Origin of the sequence: Mycobacterium sp. TY815 (assembly GCF_030755135.1) — a bacterium.
GTDB lineage: Bacteria > Actinomycetota > Actinomycetes > Mycobacteriales > Mycobacteriaceae > Mycobacterium.
In genome coordinates this window covers 3,761,608-3,776,438 of sequence record NZ_JAUFRX010000001.1, presented here as the reverse complement: position 1 = coordinate 3,776,438, position 14,831 = coordinate 3,761,608, and the positions used below count along the sequence as shown (strand labels likewise).

Below are 14,831 nucleotides of genomic sequence, written 5' to 3'. Positions count from 1 at the left end.
GGGAACCCTGGCTGGCCCTTCAGCCCAGTTCATGCAAATGGTGATTTCAGACCTTTCTGTCGTCCATAACGGCGCCGCATGATTGTGGTGAGCCATTTTGCGCATTACATCAGGCCGGATCGCCCGTTTCTGAGGACAAGCCTTCTTGAGAAGATTGCAGCATGAAGCGGGGCGACGTAGCCGTAATTTCCGTATCGGCCGGATTGGCGGCGGTGGTCGCCGCGGTCATCGTCTTCAGGTTTGTGGCCGCCGATCGCTCGCCCGGGTCGCCGGTGAACGACCCCGGAAATAGCACCTCTAGCCTGCTGGTGATGACATGGGCGCCCAGTCTTTGCAAGGTGGCGTCCTCCAGTCCCGGCTGCGCAAACGGGCACGTCAGAAAAATGGGGCGCACGTTGATACTCCACGGACTTTGGCCGCAGCCGGCTAGCGAGCAATTTTGCGGCGTGCCAGGACATGTCGCTGGGCGTCCCGATGGATCGCCCGCTGACAAATCGCCCACACTGACTCTGCCTGAGGACGTTCAAATGCAATTGCAGTCGATAATGTCGGACGCCACGGCCGTAGCCCCACACGAGTGGTACCGGCATGGAACGTGTTCAGGTGTCACGCCGGTTGCCTATTTCGGCAACGCCATATCGCTCACCGAACAGGTCAAGAAAACCCTTGATCCGGTCTTCGAGACGGCTGCGGGCGGGCAGTTATCTGCCGGCGTGGTACGTGACCGCATCGATGCTGAATTCGGCAGGGGGTCCGGCGCCCGTGTTGGTTTGAAGTGTCGCAGCGTTGAACGGGAAGGACTCGTAGTTTACGAGGTCCGCCTGTCGTTTCCGCCGGTCGCCGAACTTGGACACGATGGCCGAACAGTGACGCTGAGCGACGCGCTGGGCAAAGGGCCGACCATACCCGCCGGCTGTCGGTCTGGGCGCGTGCCATGAATTGGAGCAGCGCGAACTGTGCACCCGGGATCGCCGACTGCCGGCGCTTGACGCCCGAGGCTCGACGCAAGGTCGAATCAGCTAGGGAAGGAATGGATTAAGAATCGGGGGGATGATTTTGTTGCCGGTCACGCCGGTGAGCCGGACCCAGATCTGTACGGGGATGTTAAGCGATTGATAGACGCCGGCACCGATCCACGAGACCGGTACCTGCAGGAAGCTGGGCACCGAGTGGACGATGTTGGCTATCGGGTCGTATGCCAGATAGGGAATCGATGTTGCGATGGTCCGCGACACGAGAGTCGCATCGGTCAGAGGGTCGGGGAAACCCTGTGCGGCGAAGTAGGCGCTGAGCGCGCTGAACAGATTGACACCGGGATCGACGTAGGTGCCCTCGAAGGCGGGGGACGTCAGGGGTGCACCCTGCATGTAGGGCAGCGGCGGAATGGCGAATGCATCCATGATCGTGGGCGTCGTACTGACGATCTGCCACGAGTTATTGATGAACCCGTCCCGCGCATCGTTGCCAGCTTGATCGAAGATGAGGAACGTTGCTGTCTCGCTGGGTGATTGGAAGCCGTGCCCGCGGCCGAACTGGTCGGGCCCGATGTGACCGTGATCGGTGACGACCAGGGTGGTCCATTCCTCGGTGGGATTCGCGTTCTCCCATGCCCATACCGCCCCCAACAAGCCGCCACCGCCGTCGGTTTGGGAACCGAGATTGGCGTCCAGGTTCCGAAGAGCCATCGCGTACTGAGGCGAGTCGCCGCCGTACTCATGGCCCACGTGATCGACACCTGCGAAGTACGAGAAAATGAGATTGCCCTTGTCCGGATCGGCCAGCGAGATGGCGGTTCGCGTCTTCTGGCCGACGAGGTCCTGCGTCGCGAGCCAGTCCGTGTCGCCCGGGACCTGCGGAACGAATTCGATGTGGTCGGCGGGGTGCGAGCCGGCTCCGGCGATCTCGGCTATGCCCCCGGTGCCGTTGGCAATGACCGTGGTAATGATTTCGTCGCCGTAGGTGGCCTCGAGCTGGTTGTAGACGGTCGGCCAGTCGTCATACGTCCAGGGAGTGAAGACGTTGTTACTCACGCCGGCTGTTTCGCCCCACACCCCGGTCTGAATGGTCGTCCACGAGGGGTTGGAGAAGCTGGTGTGTCCGATGATCGTCGACGCCGAGGTGACGCTCTGCTGCATTAGTGCGTGGAAGTTCGGGGTACCCAGGGGATCGGCCAGTATCTTGGCCAGGTTGGTGCCGTCGGTGCCGATCAGCAGGAAGTTCGCGTCCGGCGTGGCCAGCAGCAGCAGGGCGGCCTCTTCCGGCGACGCGAACATCACGTTCGGGTAGTACATCCCGGTGTTGCCGGTCGCGCCCGGGGCACCGAACAGTGACCATGCCCGGCCGCCGATCCCGCCGGGCCCCGCGGCGATGGTGCCGCCGCCGACACCACCTGTGCCGCCCGCTCCGCCGCTACCCCACAACGACCCGCCCGTGCCGCCGGTGCCGCCTGCCCCGCCCCGGATACCGCCGGTGCCGCCGACGCCACCGTTGCCAACCAGTCCGGCATTACCGCCGCGGCCTCCTGCTTGGCCCGGGCCACCGGAGGCACCCGCGCCGCCGTTGCCCCACAGGATCCCGCCGTCACCACCGGCTTGCCCGGTGCCGGGGGTGCCGTTGAACCCGTCGCCGATCAGTGGGCGACCAAACAGCAAATTTGTCGGCGCATTGATCGCGGCCCGGACGTTATCGGCCACGGCCTGCAGCGGGCCCGCATTGGCCGCCTCGGCGACGCCGTAGGCCGCACCCGCGGCTCGCACCGCCTGTGCGAACTGTTCATGAAACGCCGCGATGTCCGCGCCGAGCGCCTGGTATTCCCGCGCGTAGCCGGAGAACAGCGAGGCGATCGCCGCCGACACTTCGTCACCGGCGGCAGCCGCCAATGCGCTGGTCGGGACAGCTGCCACCAGGTTCGCGGTCCGCAGCGAGGAGCTGATGCCCGCTGCGTCGGCCGCGGCGGCCGCCAACAGCTCGGTTGCAGCGACCAGATGCGACATGGCGGTCCTCCCACCCGATAGCTTCTCGGCGCCTTCGAAGGAAGTGACGGAGCTCATAATGTACCTCGTCAGGGCATGCACACCTCGCCAGTGCAGGGTAACCCGCTGTCCTACCGCCGTCGGAAAGCCGGATTGGCCCGGATCTGGATCTCATCGGGATCCTCTGCCGCACAGCCTGATTCGTCGGTGACCCGCACCTCCAGTGGCCGACCGCTGGTGGGGTCGACGAAACGCAGCGGACCCCGGCCGCCGTGTAGATGCTTGTCTCCCCACTGCGCCAGCGCGAGAAGCACGGGTAGGAGATCCTTGCCGGCCGGAGTCAGGCGGTACTCGTCGCGAACCCGGCGGCCCGGTTCCTGATAGGGCGCCCGCTCGATAATCCCGGCGGCCTCCAGCTGCTTCACCGCCCGCGACACGGCCGGCGCCGAGGCGCCGATCCTGTCTACGAAGTCCTCGAATCGTGTCGTGCCGTAAAAGCATTCGCGCAGGACCAGAAACGTGGTCTTGGTGCTCAGCAGATCGAGGGTTTTCGCCATCGGGCACCCCTCGCCGATCGACCACTTCGTGCGGTCGCGCAGCCTCTTCTCGAAATCCATGGCGCACCTCACATAACTAACGATTGCGTTACCCAGGATAGCGTGCTTGTATCTAGATAACGAAATCGTTAGTCAGATCGGATGAAGGGAAGTGCGAGATGGTTGCAGTGGCCGACAAGGTGGTTGTCGTGACGGGAGGCCGGCGCGGGCTGGGTGCGGCATTGGTCGACGAGGTCCTGGCGCGCGGGGCACGGAAGGTCTACTCCACCGCCAGAAGCCCCTTCACCGATGACCGCCCGCAGGTCGTCACCCGTGAACTCGAGGTCCGCGACGCGGACTCGGTCGCAGCACTTGCCCGGATAGCAGGCGATGCCGACATCGTGATCAACAACGCCGGCATCCTCATCCCCGATTCGCTGCTGACGGGAAGCTTCGATCACGTCACGGAAACGTTCGACATCAACGTGTTCGGGCCGTTGCGGGTGACTCGGGCTTTCGCGCCGATCCTGGCTGCCAACGGCGGGGGAGCGGTGGTCAACGTGCATTCGGTGCTGTCCTGGCTGGGCGGAAGCGGCGCCTACGGCGCGTCCAAAGCCGCGATCTGGTCGGTGACCAACTCGCTGCGACTGGAATTGGCCTCACAAGAGACCCAGGTCGTCGGCGTGCATGCCGGATTCATCGACACCGACATGGTCGCCGACATCCCGATGCAGAAGACGACACCGGCCGAAGTGGCCAGACGCATCGTGGACGGGTTGGAAGCCGGTGCCGTCGAGGTTCTCGTCGACGACGTGACCGTAAACGTCAAAGCTGCACTGTCGGGCCCGGTGGAGAACCTGGCCTTTACCCCGGCCCGTTAGGAATCATCATGCCGCTGTGGACGATTCACCATACCCCGGGAGTCTTCACCGACGCCGAGAAGCGCGAACTGGCAACCCGGATCACCGATCACTACGTGAAGGCCGGGCTGCCCCGGTTCTACGTGATCACGTTGTTCAAGGAGACCAGAACCGAAGACTTCTACGTCGGCGGTGAGCCGACACCGGTAGGTGTGCGTGTCGTGATCGATCACATCGCGCGGCACTCGAACAGCACCGCCGACCGGCAGCGGATCACCCGCTGGATCAACGGCATCCTGTCCCCGCTCGCCGAGGCCCGGCCCGGCCTGCACTGGGAGTTTCACGTCGACGAAACCAGCGAGGAGCTCTGGATGATCAACGGTCTGGTTCCACCGCCGGGCGGATCTGACGCCGAAAAGGCATGGGCGCGAGCCAATGTCGCTTCTGCCTACTGAATGGCGATGGCCTTCGGGCTCAGCGGCGGCGCCAGTGGCCGGTCGACGCTCAGTTCAGGAATGGGTTGAGAATCGGCGGAATTATTTCGTTGCCCGTCACGCCGGTGAGTCGGACCCAGACCTGTGCGGGGATGTTGAGCGATTGGTAGACGCCCGCACCGATCCACGAGACGGGCACCTGCAAGAAGCTCGGCACCGAATGGATGATGTCGGCTATCGGCTCAAATGCAAGATAAGGAACCGAGGCGGCGAGAGTGCGTGATGTCAGAACCGCAGTGTTCACGGGATCGGGATAACCCTGCGCCGCGAAGTCGGCGCTGAGCGCACTGAACAAGTTGGTGCCGGGATTGACGTAGGTGCCGTCGAAGACGGAGGACGTCAGCGGCGCACCCTGCATGTACGCCGGCGTCGGAAGGCCGAATTGATCCATGATGGTCGGCGTCGTACTGACGATCTGCCAAGAGTTGTTGATCCATCCGTCCCGCAGGTCATTGCCGGCCTGGTCCCAGATGAGGAATGACGCTGTCTCCAAGGGTGATTGGAAGCCGTGGGTGATGCCGCCGAACTGCGCCGGCCCCAGTTGACCATGATCGGTCACCACGAGCACGGAGAATTGCTCGCCGTGCAGGGCCTCCCAGTCGTAAATCGCCCCCAACATGCCCCCACCGCCGGGGGTTTGGGAACCAAGGTTGGCGTCCATGTTCCGTAGTGCCAGCGCGTACTGGGGCGAATCGCCGCCGTATGCATGCGCGTTGATGTCCGGACCCGTGAAGTACGAGAAGATCAGATTGCCCTTGGTCGGGTCGGCGGCCATTATCGCGGCCTGGGCTTTTTCGCCGACTAGCGTCGACGTCGCCAGCCAATCGGTGTCACCCGGGATCTGCGGGACAAAGACGATGTTGTCGGCGCGGTGCGAGCCGGCGCCGGCGATGTCGGTGATCACGTCCCAGTCCGCGATCACCGTGGTGTTGATCTCGTTGCCATAGACGGCCTCGAGTTGGTTGTACACGGTTGGCCAGTCGTCATACGTCCACGGCGTGAAGATGTTGTTGGCCACGCCGGCCGTCTCACTCCACACGCCGGTCTGAATGGTCGTCCAGGACGGGTTCGACACGGTGGTGTGCCCGACGATCGTCGACGCTGAGGTGACACTCTGCGCCATCAACGCGTGGAAATTCGGGGTGCCGAGGGGATCGGCGAGAATCCTGCTCAGATTGGTGCCGTCGGTGCCGATCAACAGGAAGTTCGCATCTGGGGTGGTCAGTAGTAGTAGGGCGGCCTCTTGCGGAGTCGCGAAGTTCACGTCCGGGTAGTACGTCCCGGTGTGGCCGGCCGCGCCGGGGGCGCCGAAGAAGGACAATGAGCGGCCGCCGATTCCACCCGGTCCGGCGAGAATGGTCCCGCCGCCTACACCGCCGAGGCCCCCGGCCCCGCCGCTGCCCCACAGCAACCCGCCCGTGCCGCCGCCACCGCCGACTCCGCCTCGGATGCCGCCGGTGCCGCCGACACCACCGTTACCGATCAAGCCGGCACTGCCGCCGCGCCCGCCGGTCTGACCCGGTCCGCCCGACGCGCCCCGGCCGCCGTTGCCCCAGAGGATCCCGCCGTCGCCACCGGCTTGACCGGTACCGGGCACGCCGTCGAACCCGTCGCCGATCAACGGACGCCCCAACAGGAGGTTTGTCGGAGCGTTGATCGCACCCAGGATTTCGTCGGCCACGCCCTGCAGTGGGCCGGCATTGACCGCCTCGGCGAGGCCGTACGCCCCGGCGGCGGCACGTAGCGCCTGCGCAAACTGGTCCTGCAACGCCGCCACCCGCGCGCTGAGCGTTTGGTACTCCTGGGCGTAGCCGGAAAACAGGGAGGCAATCGCGGCTGAGACCTCGTCACCGGCAGCGGCGGCCAGCGGGCTGGTCAAATTCAATGCCGCCAGGTTCGCCGTCGTCAGCGAGGTGGTGATACTCGCCGCGTCCGCCGCCGCGGTCACGATCAGGTCCGGTGTGGCGAATAGATACGACATCGTGGTCCTCCCGGGCAGCTTCGTGACTAGTCGGACGGTGTGACGGTGGTCATAAGTTACCCGACGCCGTCGCTTCGCCAAGCAGGCACATCGACTGGTGACGCGACTGGACGCCGTGACCGTCTATACACATCGCGAGTAGCGTCACCCCAGTGGACTACGCGTCGGCCTACCTCGAAGAAACCCGGGCTCTCGGCGAATTGATCCGCGGTGCCGATCAGTCGACACCGGTGCCGACCTGTCCGGGCTGGACGCTCGACCAACTGTTCCGCCACGTCGGGCGCGGCGACCGGTGGGCCGCGCAGATCGTCCGCGACCGGATGGACAGCTTCCTCGATTTCCGCAGTGTCGAAGACGGTAAGCCGCCCCCGGACCTGGACGAGGCGATTTCGTGGCTGAACGGCGGCGCGCAGCGATTGGTCGATGCGGTCGAAGCGACCGGAGCGCAAACCCCGGTCTGGACGTTCCTCGGTCCCCGGCCGGCGAAGTGGTGGATCCGCCGCCGCCTTCACGAGAACGCCGTCCATCGTGCGGACGCTGCCCTGGCGGTGGGCGCTGACTTTGCCCTCGATGCCGAGGTCGCGGCCGACGGGATCGACGAGTTCCTGGAACGCATCGTGATCCAGGCCGGAAAGGACGGTGCGGCGCTCCCCCTGGAGGGTGGCGACACCCTGCATCTGCACGCCACCGATCCGGGCCTGGGCGATGCCGGCGAATGGACGGTAGCCGTAGAAGAAGTCGTGGTCAGGTGGTCGCACGAACACGGCAAAGGCACCGTCGCACTGCGCGGTACGGCCACTGAACTGTTGTTGGCGATGACACGCCGCGTGCCGCTCGCCGGCAGTGGTATCGCGGTTTTCGGTGACGAAGCCGTATGGCAGAGATGGCTGGACCGCACGCCTCTCTAGACTTGCTGCTCATGACCACCTCCGAGATCGCCACGGTGCTCGCCTGGCATGACGCTCTGAACAGCGCCGACATCGATACCCTGGTCGCTCTGTCCAGCGATGACATCGAAATCGGTGACGCACAAGGGGCACTTCAGGGGCACGACGCGCTGCGCCGGTGGGTCACGTCGCTGACGGCGAGGGCAGAACTGGGCCGGATGTATGTGCACGACGGCATCGTGGTCGTCGAACAGCAGATCAGCGATCGCAACAAACCGTTCAACGCGTCGACGACCGCGTCGGCATTCCGCGTGGTGCACGACCACGTCACGTCGGTGTTCCGTCACGCGGACCTGGCCTCGGCGCTGGCGGCGACCGAACTCACCGAGAACGATCGGGTCGACTGAGGCTGAGGAGTCAGTATGCGCGGGATCATCTTGGCGGGCGGCTCGGGCACCCGGCTTTATCCGATCACCATGGGCATCAGTAAGCAGTTGCTGCCGGTCTACGACAAGCCGATGATCTACTACCCGCTGACGACGCTGATGATGGCGGGGATCCGCGACATCCTGATGATCACCACCCCGCATGACGCGCCCGGTTTCCACCGACTCCTCGGCGACGGAACGCAATTCGGGATCAACCTGACCTACGCGGTGCAGGAACGCCCCGACGGCCTTGCCCAGGCATTCGTTCTCGGCGCCGACCACATCGGAAACGATTCGGTGGCATTGGTGTTGGGGGACAACATCTTCTACGGACCGGGGCTGGGCACCAGCCTGAGGCGGTTCCAATCCATTGAGGGCGGAGCAGTTTTCGCCTACTGGGTGGCCAACCCGTCGGCCTATGGCGTGGTCGAGTTCGATGCGGGGGGTATGGCGGTGTCGCTGGAGGAGAAGCCGGCCACCCCTAAGTCGAACTACGCGGTTCCGGGTCTGTACTTCTACGACAACGACGTGGTCGAGATCGCCAAGGGTCTGAAGAAGTCGGCGCGCGGCGAGTACGAGATCACCGAGGTCAATCAGATCTACCTCAATCGCGGCCGGCTGGCCGTCGAGGTGCTGGCCCGCGGTACCGCGTGGCTGGACACCGGTACCTTCGATTCCCTGCTGGACGCAGCCGATTTCGTTCGAACGCTGGAACTGCGGCAGGGGCTGAAGGTCAGCGTTCCCGAGGAAGTCGCGTGGCGGTTGGGCTGGATCGACGACGAGCAGCTGGCGCGACGGGGTCAGAGCCTGGTCAAGTCCGGCTACGGTGGTTATCTCCTGGACTTGCTGGAACGCAACTAAGCCAAGCCGTTCAACCCGTTCGCGCCCAACAGCACTCCGCCGGGGCCGCCGACGTTGGGGCTCCCCTTCGTAGGGCCGGCCCCGCCGTTGCCGCCATTGCCGCCGTCGCCGAACAGCCCGGCGGCACCGCCATAACCGGCGTTCCCGCCCGTCACCGTGCCGGTGCCGCCGGCCCCGCCGTTGCCGCCATTGCCGAAGAATCCGCTGTTGCCGCCCCTTTCGCCGGTCCCACCGGTCACGCCGGTCCCCCCGGCCCCGCCTGGGCCGCCGTTGTACAAGCCGCCACCGCCGACCCCGCCGACTCCGCCGGTGCCGGTGACGCTGTCACCGCCGATCCCGCCGGCCCCGCCGTTGGAGAGCAGTCCCAGTCCACCTACTCCGCCACCCCCGCCGACGTTGCTGGTGCTGAAACCGCCGGTGCCGCCGGCCCCGCCGTTGTTGAACAGCCCCGTGCCGCCGTTCCCGCCGAAGCCGCCTACACCTGTGGTCGTGGGTCCGCCGGTGCCGCCTGCCCCGGCGATGCCGAACAGCCCGGAATTACCCCCATCGCCGCCGTTCCCGCCGGCGGTGACTCCGTACCCGCCGGGGCCGCCGGTGCCGCCACTGGAGAACGAGAACAACCCACTGGTCCCGCCCATCCCGCCGTTTCCGCCAGCCCCGGCCAATGCCATACCGCCGGCTCCGCCGGTGCCGCCGGTACCCCACAGCCATCCCCCGACGCCGCCAGCGCCGCCCGTCGTCCTGCCGATTCCGCCGGCGCCGCCGGCGCCACCAGTGCCGAACAGCCCGGCACCACCGCCATTGCCGCCGTTCTGGCCAGGTCCGCCGGAGCCTCCGGCCCCGCCGTTACCGATCAGGATCCCGCCGTCTCCGCCGTTGGCCCCGGTGCCTGGGGCCCCGTTGGCGCCGTTGCCGATCAGGGGGCGCCCCAACAGAGCTTGCGTGGGCGCATTGATGAGGTCGAGGAGGGGCTGTAGAGGCGCCGCGGCGGCGGCCTCCGCAGTCGCATACGCATTCGCACCCGCGGTCAAGGTTGCCTCGAACTGAGCTTGGAACGCCGCCGCCTGCGCGCTCAACACCTGATAGGCCTGCCCGTGTGCCGTGAACAGGGCCGCGATGGCCGCCGACACCTCGTCAGCGCCCGCCGCCAGCACGCCCATCGTCGGGGCAGCAGCGGCAGCATTCGCGTCGCTGAGTACCGAACCGATATTCGCCAAATCTGTTGCCGCCGCTGCCACCATCTCCGGTGGCACCACCACATACGACATTGCTTCCTCCCGACCAGGTCAACATCGACTCAGGGGATTGAAGCGTCGCGCATCGGCGTCAGGCTCAATAGGGCATTTCGCCTCTAATGGGTTGTACCTTCGGACTCGCTTGGCCGCACGGCTTACTGTCGGTAACTGGTCAAGAAGTTACCGAGGCGCTCGATGGCTTTGGCCAGGTCACGCGCCCACGGCAAGGTGACGATCCGCAGGTGATCCGGTTCGGGCCAGTTGAATCCCGTGCCCTGGGTAACGAGGATCTTCTCCTGCAGCAGCAGGTCCAGGACGAGCTGTTCGTCGTCGGCGATGTCGTACACCTCGGGATCGAGTCGCGGGAAGGCATACAGCGCGCCCTCCGGCTTGGTGCATGAAACACCGGGGATCTCGTTGAGCTTGTTCCACGCGACGTCGCGCTGCTCGAGCAGGCGGCCGCCGGGCAGCACCAGGTCTTCGATGCTCTGGTGGCCGCCGAGCGCAACCTGAATTGCGTGCTGCGCCGGGACATTCGGGCACAGACGCATGTTGGCCAGCAGGCTGATTCCCTCGATGAAGCTGCTGGCGTGGTCCTTGGGTCCGGTGATCGCCAGCCAGCCGGCCCGGTATCCGGCGACCCGGTAGGCCTTGGACAGGCCGTTGAAGGTCAGGCACAGCATGTCGGGTGCCAGCGATGCCACGTTGATGTGCTTGGCGTCGTCGTAGAGGATCTTGTCGTAGATTTCGTCGGCGAGCAGCAGAAGTTGGTGCTTGCGTGCCAAAGCGACCATTTGCGTGAGGATTTCGCGGCTGTACACCGCACCCGTCGGGTTGTTCGGGTTGATCACCACCAGCGCCTTGGTGCGCTCGGTGATCTTGGACTCCAGGTCGGCGATGTCGGGCTGCCAGCCCTGGGTCTCGTCGCACAGGTAGTGCACCGGCGTGCCGCCGGCCAGCGAGGTCGACGCCGTCCACAGCGGGTAGTCCGGTGCCGGAATCAAAACCTGGTCGCCGTTGTCCAGCAAGGCCTGCAGGGTCATCGTGATGAGCTCAGAAACCCCGTTGCCCAGATAGACGTCGTCGACGTCGAACCTAGGGAAGCCGTCGACCAGTTCGTAGCGGGTGACCACCGCGCGGCGCGCCGGCAGGATGCCCTTGGAGTCGGAATACCCCTGGGCATAGGGCAGCGCCTGGATCATGTCGCGCATGATCACGTCGGGCGCATCGAAGCCGAAGGGCGCCGGGTTGCCGATATTGAGCTTGAGGATGCGATGCCCCTCGGCTTCCAGCCGCGCGGCGTGCTGGTGTACCGGACCGCGAATTTCGTACAGCACGTCCTGCAACTTGGACGACTGCGCGAACACGCGCTGCCGGTGATGGCCGGTGGAGTGCGCGGGCAGCTGGTGAGTAGTCACGTCAACCATGGTCCCATCGCTGTCCACCGAAATTTGCTGATCGGTGCAAAACCGTGATCAGCGCTTACCCGGCGGGCGCGCACCCTTGGCCAGGCCCAAGCCCTTGACCGGCGCCGCCGGTGCGGCCGGGCCAGCAGAATCTCCATTGGACTCAGCCGACGGTGCGGGCTCCGACTTTGCTTCCGGCTCCGCCGCCTCCGCTTCCGGCTCCGCCGGCTTGGCGGTCTCAGTAGGTGCAGCAGGTGCGGCAGGCGCGCTCTTCTTGGCGCCCGGCCGCTTGGCTCCGGCCGCGATACCCAGGCCCTTGACCGGCACTTCCGGTTTGGCCGGCTCGGCAGGAGCTTCAGCAGGCGCGGGCGCCGCCTCCGCCTTGACGGGCTCGGCCTTGGCCGGCTCGGCCGCCGCGGGGGCCGCCTTCTTGGCGCCGGGACGCTTTGCGCCGGCAGCCATGCCAAGACCCTTCACGGGCGCGGCCGGGGTGGCCGACTCGGTAGATGCAGCCTCGGCGGGCGCCTCGGTGGCTTTGCCGGCTTCGGCCGGGGCGGCCTTCTTGGCGCCGGGACGCTTTGCGCCGGCGGCCATGCCGAGTCCCTTGGCGGGGGCGGCCGGCGCGGCGGCTTCCTCCGTTGCGGGCGCTGCGGCAGCTGCCGGTGCCTTCTTGGCGCCGGGGCGCTTGGCGCCGCCTGCCATACCCAGACCCTTGACCGGAGCCGCCGGCGTTGCGGCGGCGGGCTTTTCGGCAGGCTCGGCGGCCTCCTCGGCCGGTGCTTCGACGGGTGCCGTTGCGGGCGCGGCCGCGCTGGCCTTGGGCTCGGCCTTCTCCACCTTGGCGGCCCGCTCTTCGGCCTCCTTGGCGGCGGTGCCCTTTTCGGGCAGCTTGGCGCTGTCGCGGTCGAGCGATGCGAGCAGCACCTGGGCCACGTCGAGGACCTCGACGCCGCTGCGGCCCGCTTCTTCCTGCCGGTCGCCGACGCCGTCGGTGACCATCACCCGGCAGAACGGGCAGGCGACCGCGACAGTGGTGGCGTTGGTGGCCAACGCCTCGTCCACGCGTTCGTGGTTGATGCGCTTGCCGATGTGCTCTTCCATCCACATGCGAGCACCGCCGGCGCCACAGCAGAAGCTGCGCTCGGCATGGCGCGGCATCTCGGTGAGGTTGGCTCCCGCCGCACCGATCAACTCGCGCGGCGCTTCATAGACCTTGTTGTGGCGGCCCAGGTAGCACGGGTCGTGGTAGGTGATGTCCTGGGAGACGGAGTTCACCGGCACCAGCTTGTTGTCGCGCACCAGCCGGTTGAGCAGCTGGGTGTGGTGCAGGACGGTGTAGTTGCTGCCGAGCTGCCGGTATTCCTTGCCGAGAGTGTTGAAGCAGTGCGGGCACGTGACGACGATCTTGCGGTCGACGGTCTCCACGCCTTCGAACACCCCGTCCAGGGTTTCGATGGCCTGCTGCGCCAGCTGCTGGAAGAGGAACTCGTTGCCCGAGCGGCGCGCGGAGTCGCCATTGCAGGTCTCTCCGGTGCCCAGGACCATGTACTTGACGCCGGCGATGGACAGCAGTTCGGCGACAGCCTTGGTGGTCTTCTTCGCCTTGTCGTCATAGGCGCCGGCGCAGCCCACCCAGAACAGGTACTCGTATCCCGCAAAGCTTTCGACGTCTTCGCCATAAACGGGGACGTCGAAGTCAACCTCGTCGATCCACGACGTGCGGTCGGCGGCGTTCTGGCCCCACGGGTTGCCCTTGTTCTCCAGGTTCTTGAACAACGCGGACAGCTCCGAGGGGAACTCGGACTCCATCATCACCTGGTAGCGGCGCATGTCGACGATGTGGTCGATGTGCTCGATGTCCACCGGGCACTGTTCGACGCAGGCGCCGCAGGTCACGCAGGACCACAACACGTCGGGGTCGATCACACCGCCCTGTTCGGCAGTGCCGACCAAGGGACGCGCGGCCTGCTCGGGTCCGTGCCCGGGCACGCGGCCGAAACCCGATTCGGGAACGTGATGGCCCTCTTCGTGGACGGTCTCAAGGTCCAGACCTTCCAGCGGTTCTGCCTTCTTCTCACCAAGGATGTAGGGCGCCTTGGCCATCCAGTGATCGCGGAGGTCCATGATCACGAGCTTGGGGGACAGCGGCTTGCCGGTATTCCAGGCGGGACACTGCGACTGGCATCGACCGCACTCGGTACAGGTGGCGAAGTCGAGCATCCCCTTCCAGGTGAAGTCCTCGATCTTGCCGCGGCCGAATTCGGCGTCGTCGGGCGGGTTTTCGAAGTCGATAGGCTTCCCGTCGGCCTCCAGCGGCAACAGCGGGCCCAACCCGTCCGGCAATCGCTTGAAGGTGACGTTGATGGGTGCCAGGAAGATATGCAGGTGCTTGGAGTGCAGGACGATCAGCAGGAAGACAAGCGCGACGGCGATGTGGGCCAACAGGGCGACGGTTTCGATCCACTCGTTGGCGGTTGTGCCCAACGGGTTCATGAGCGTGCCCATGGCGTGGGAGAAGAAGGCGCCGCCGCCGTAGGGGAGAGTTCCGGTGTTCGCCGAGGCGCCGCGGAAGATCGCGAACGTCAAGATGACCAGGAAGATCATGAACAGGATCAGCCACGCCCCTCCGGTGTGTGACCCGTAGAACCGTGATTGGCGGCCGTATTCCTTGGGCTCAGAGCGCAATCGGATGATCGCGAATGTGACGATGCCGAAGACCACGCTGAGGGCGATGAAGTCCTGCAGGAAGCCCAGGGCGTCCCACCGGCCGACGATCGGAATGTGGAAATTGGATTGGAAAAGGGTGCCGTAGGCCTCGATGTACACGGTGACGAGGATGAAGAAGCCCCACATAGTGAAGAAGTGCGCCAAACCGGGGATTGACCACTTGAGCAACTTGCGTTGTCCGAACACCTCGGAGATCTGTGTCCAGACACGGGTGCCGATGTCGTCGGTACGTCCCGAGACCGGTTGGCCGGACATGACGAGCTTGTACAACCACCAGACGCGCTTGAGCGCCAGTGCGCCCACGACCGCGGTCATGCCCAAGCCCACGATGAGCCGGATGAGGGTCTGCGTGGTCACCGAAGGCCACCTCGATTCGTCGTCATTTAGATGCGATGAGGCGCGGGAGCGCCTTTGCTAGTCAACCAGCTAATACTGACATCTCCG

At 65.7% G+C, this 14,831-nt stretch carries 13 protein-coding genes; 6 read left to right on the top strand and 7 right to left on the bottom strand.

What is annotated here, in order from left to right; translation table 11 throughout:
• Positions 1-109: 109 nt before the first annotated feature.
• Positions 110-394 (bottom strand): hypothetical protein, encoded by a 285-nt coding sequence (locus QXK92_RS16435; RefSeq protein ID WP_306244556.1) that lies wholly within the window; start codon positions 392-394, stop codon positions 110-112.
• Here QXK92_RS16435 and QXK92_RS16430 point away from each other — a divergent pair.
• The gene (locus QXK92_RS16430; RefSeq protein ID WP_306244479.1) at positions 312-938 is read left to right on the top strand and encodes a ribonuclease T(2); all 627 of its coding nucleotides are present in this window, start codon (positions 312-314) and stop codon (positions 936-938) included. The two genes, QXK92_RS16435 and QXK92_RS16430, sit on opposite strands and share 83 nt — an antisense overlap.
• An 81-nt stretch (positions 939-1,019) precedes the next feature.
• On the opposite strand, the gene QXK92_RS16425 is transcribed toward QXK92_RS16430, so the two are convergent.
• The gene (locus tag QXK92_RS16425) at positions 1,020-2,993 is read right to left on the bottom strand and encodes a PE domain-containing protein (RefSeq protein WP_306244477.1); all 1,974 of its coding nucleotides are present in this window, start codon (positions 2,991-2,993) and stop codon (positions 1,020-1,022) included.
• Positions 2,994-3,103: 110 nt separating this feature from the next.
• Positions 3,104-3,589: a helix-turn-helix domain-containing protein gene (locus QXK92_RS16420; protein WP_306242901.1), complete on the bottom strand. Its 486-nt coding sequence runs from the start codon at positions 3,587-3,589 to the stop codon at positions 3,104-3,106.
• Positions 3,590-3,687: 98 nt separating this feature from the next.
• Here QXK92_RS16420 and QXK92_RS16415 point away from each other — a divergent pair, with 98 nt between their 5' ends.
• Together QXK92_RS16415 and QXK92_RS16410 are read left to right on the top strand one after the other, a co-directional pair.
• Positions 3,688-4,389, top strand: coding sequence for an SDR family oxidoreductase (locus tag QXK92_RS16415; protein WP_306242899.1), 702 nt, complete (start codon positions 3,688-3,690; stop codon positions 4,387-4,389).
• Positions 4,390-4,397: 8 nt separating this feature from the next.
• Positions 4,398-4,823: a tautomerase family protein gene (locus QXK92_RS16410; RefSeq protein WP_306242897.1), complete on the top strand. Its 426-nt coding sequence runs from the start codon at positions 4,398-4,400 to the stop codon at positions 4,821-4,823.
• A gap of 49 nt (positions 4,824-4,872) precedes the next feature.
• Here QXK92_RS16410 and QXK92_RS16405 read toward each other — a convergent pair whose 3' ends face one another.
• Positions 4,873-6,843 (bottom strand): PE domain-containing protein, encoded by a 1,971-nt coding sequence (locus QXK92_RS16405; protein WP_306242895.1) that lies wholly within the window; start codon positions 6,841-6,843, stop codon positions 4,873-4,875.
• 152 nt (positions 6,844-6,995) lie between these two features.
• Here QXK92_RS16405 and QXK92_RS16400 point away from each other — a divergent pair, with 152 nt between their 5' ends.
• The 3 genes from QXK92_RS16400 to rfbA are packed head-to-tail and all read left to right on the top strand — an operon-like array spanning position 6,996 to position 9,019.
• Positions 6,996-7,751, top strand: coding sequence for a maleylpyruvate isomerase family mycothiol-dependent enzyme (locus QXK92_RS16400; RefSeq protein WP_306242892.1), 756 nt, complete (start codon positions 6,996-6,998; stop codon positions 7,749-7,751).
• Between the two features lie 11 nt (positions 7,752-7,762).
• Positions 7,763-8,137, top strand: a complete 375-nt coding sequence (locus tag QXK92_RS16395; RefSeq protein ID WP_306242890.1) for a nuclear transport factor 2 family protein — start codon at positions 7,763-7,765, stop codon at positions 8,135-8,137.
• A gap of 15 nt (positions 8,138-8,152) precedes the next feature.
• Positions 8,153-9,019, top strand: a complete 867-nt coding sequence (gene rfbA / locus QXK92_RS16390) for a glucose-1-phosphate thymidylyltransferase RfbA (RefSeq protein WP_306242888.1) — start codon at positions 8,153-8,155, stop codon at positions 9,017-9,019.
• On the opposite strand, the gene QXK92_RS16385 is transcribed toward rfbA, so the two are convergent.
• The 3 genes from QXK92_RS16385 to QXK92_RS16375 all read right to left on the bottom strand — a co-directional run bounded on the left by QXK92_RS16385 (position 9,016) and on the right by QXK92_RS16375 (position 14,744).
• A complete protein-coding gene (locus QXK92_RS16385) occupies positions 9,016-10,287 on the bottom strand; it encodes a PE family protein (RefSeq protein ID WP_306242886.1) in 1,272 nt (423 codons plus the stop codon). The two genes, rfbA and QXK92_RS16385, sit on opposite strands and share 4 nt — an antisense overlap.
• Positions 10,288-10,409: 122 nt before the next feature.
• Positions 10,410-11,699, bottom strand: coding sequence for a pyridoxal phosphate-dependent aminotransferase (locus tag QXK92_RS16380; RefSeq protein ID WP_306242884.1), 1,290 nt, complete (start codon positions 11,697-11,699; stop codon positions 10,410-10,412).
• A gap of 30 nt (positions 11,700-11,729) precedes the next feature.
• Positions 11,730-14,744, bottom strand: coding sequence for a (Fe-S)-binding protein (locus tag QXK92_RS16375; protein WP_306242883.1), 3,015 nt, complete (start codon positions 14,742-14,744; stop codon positions 11,730-11,732).
• Positions 14,745-14,831: the final 87 nt, after the last annotated feature.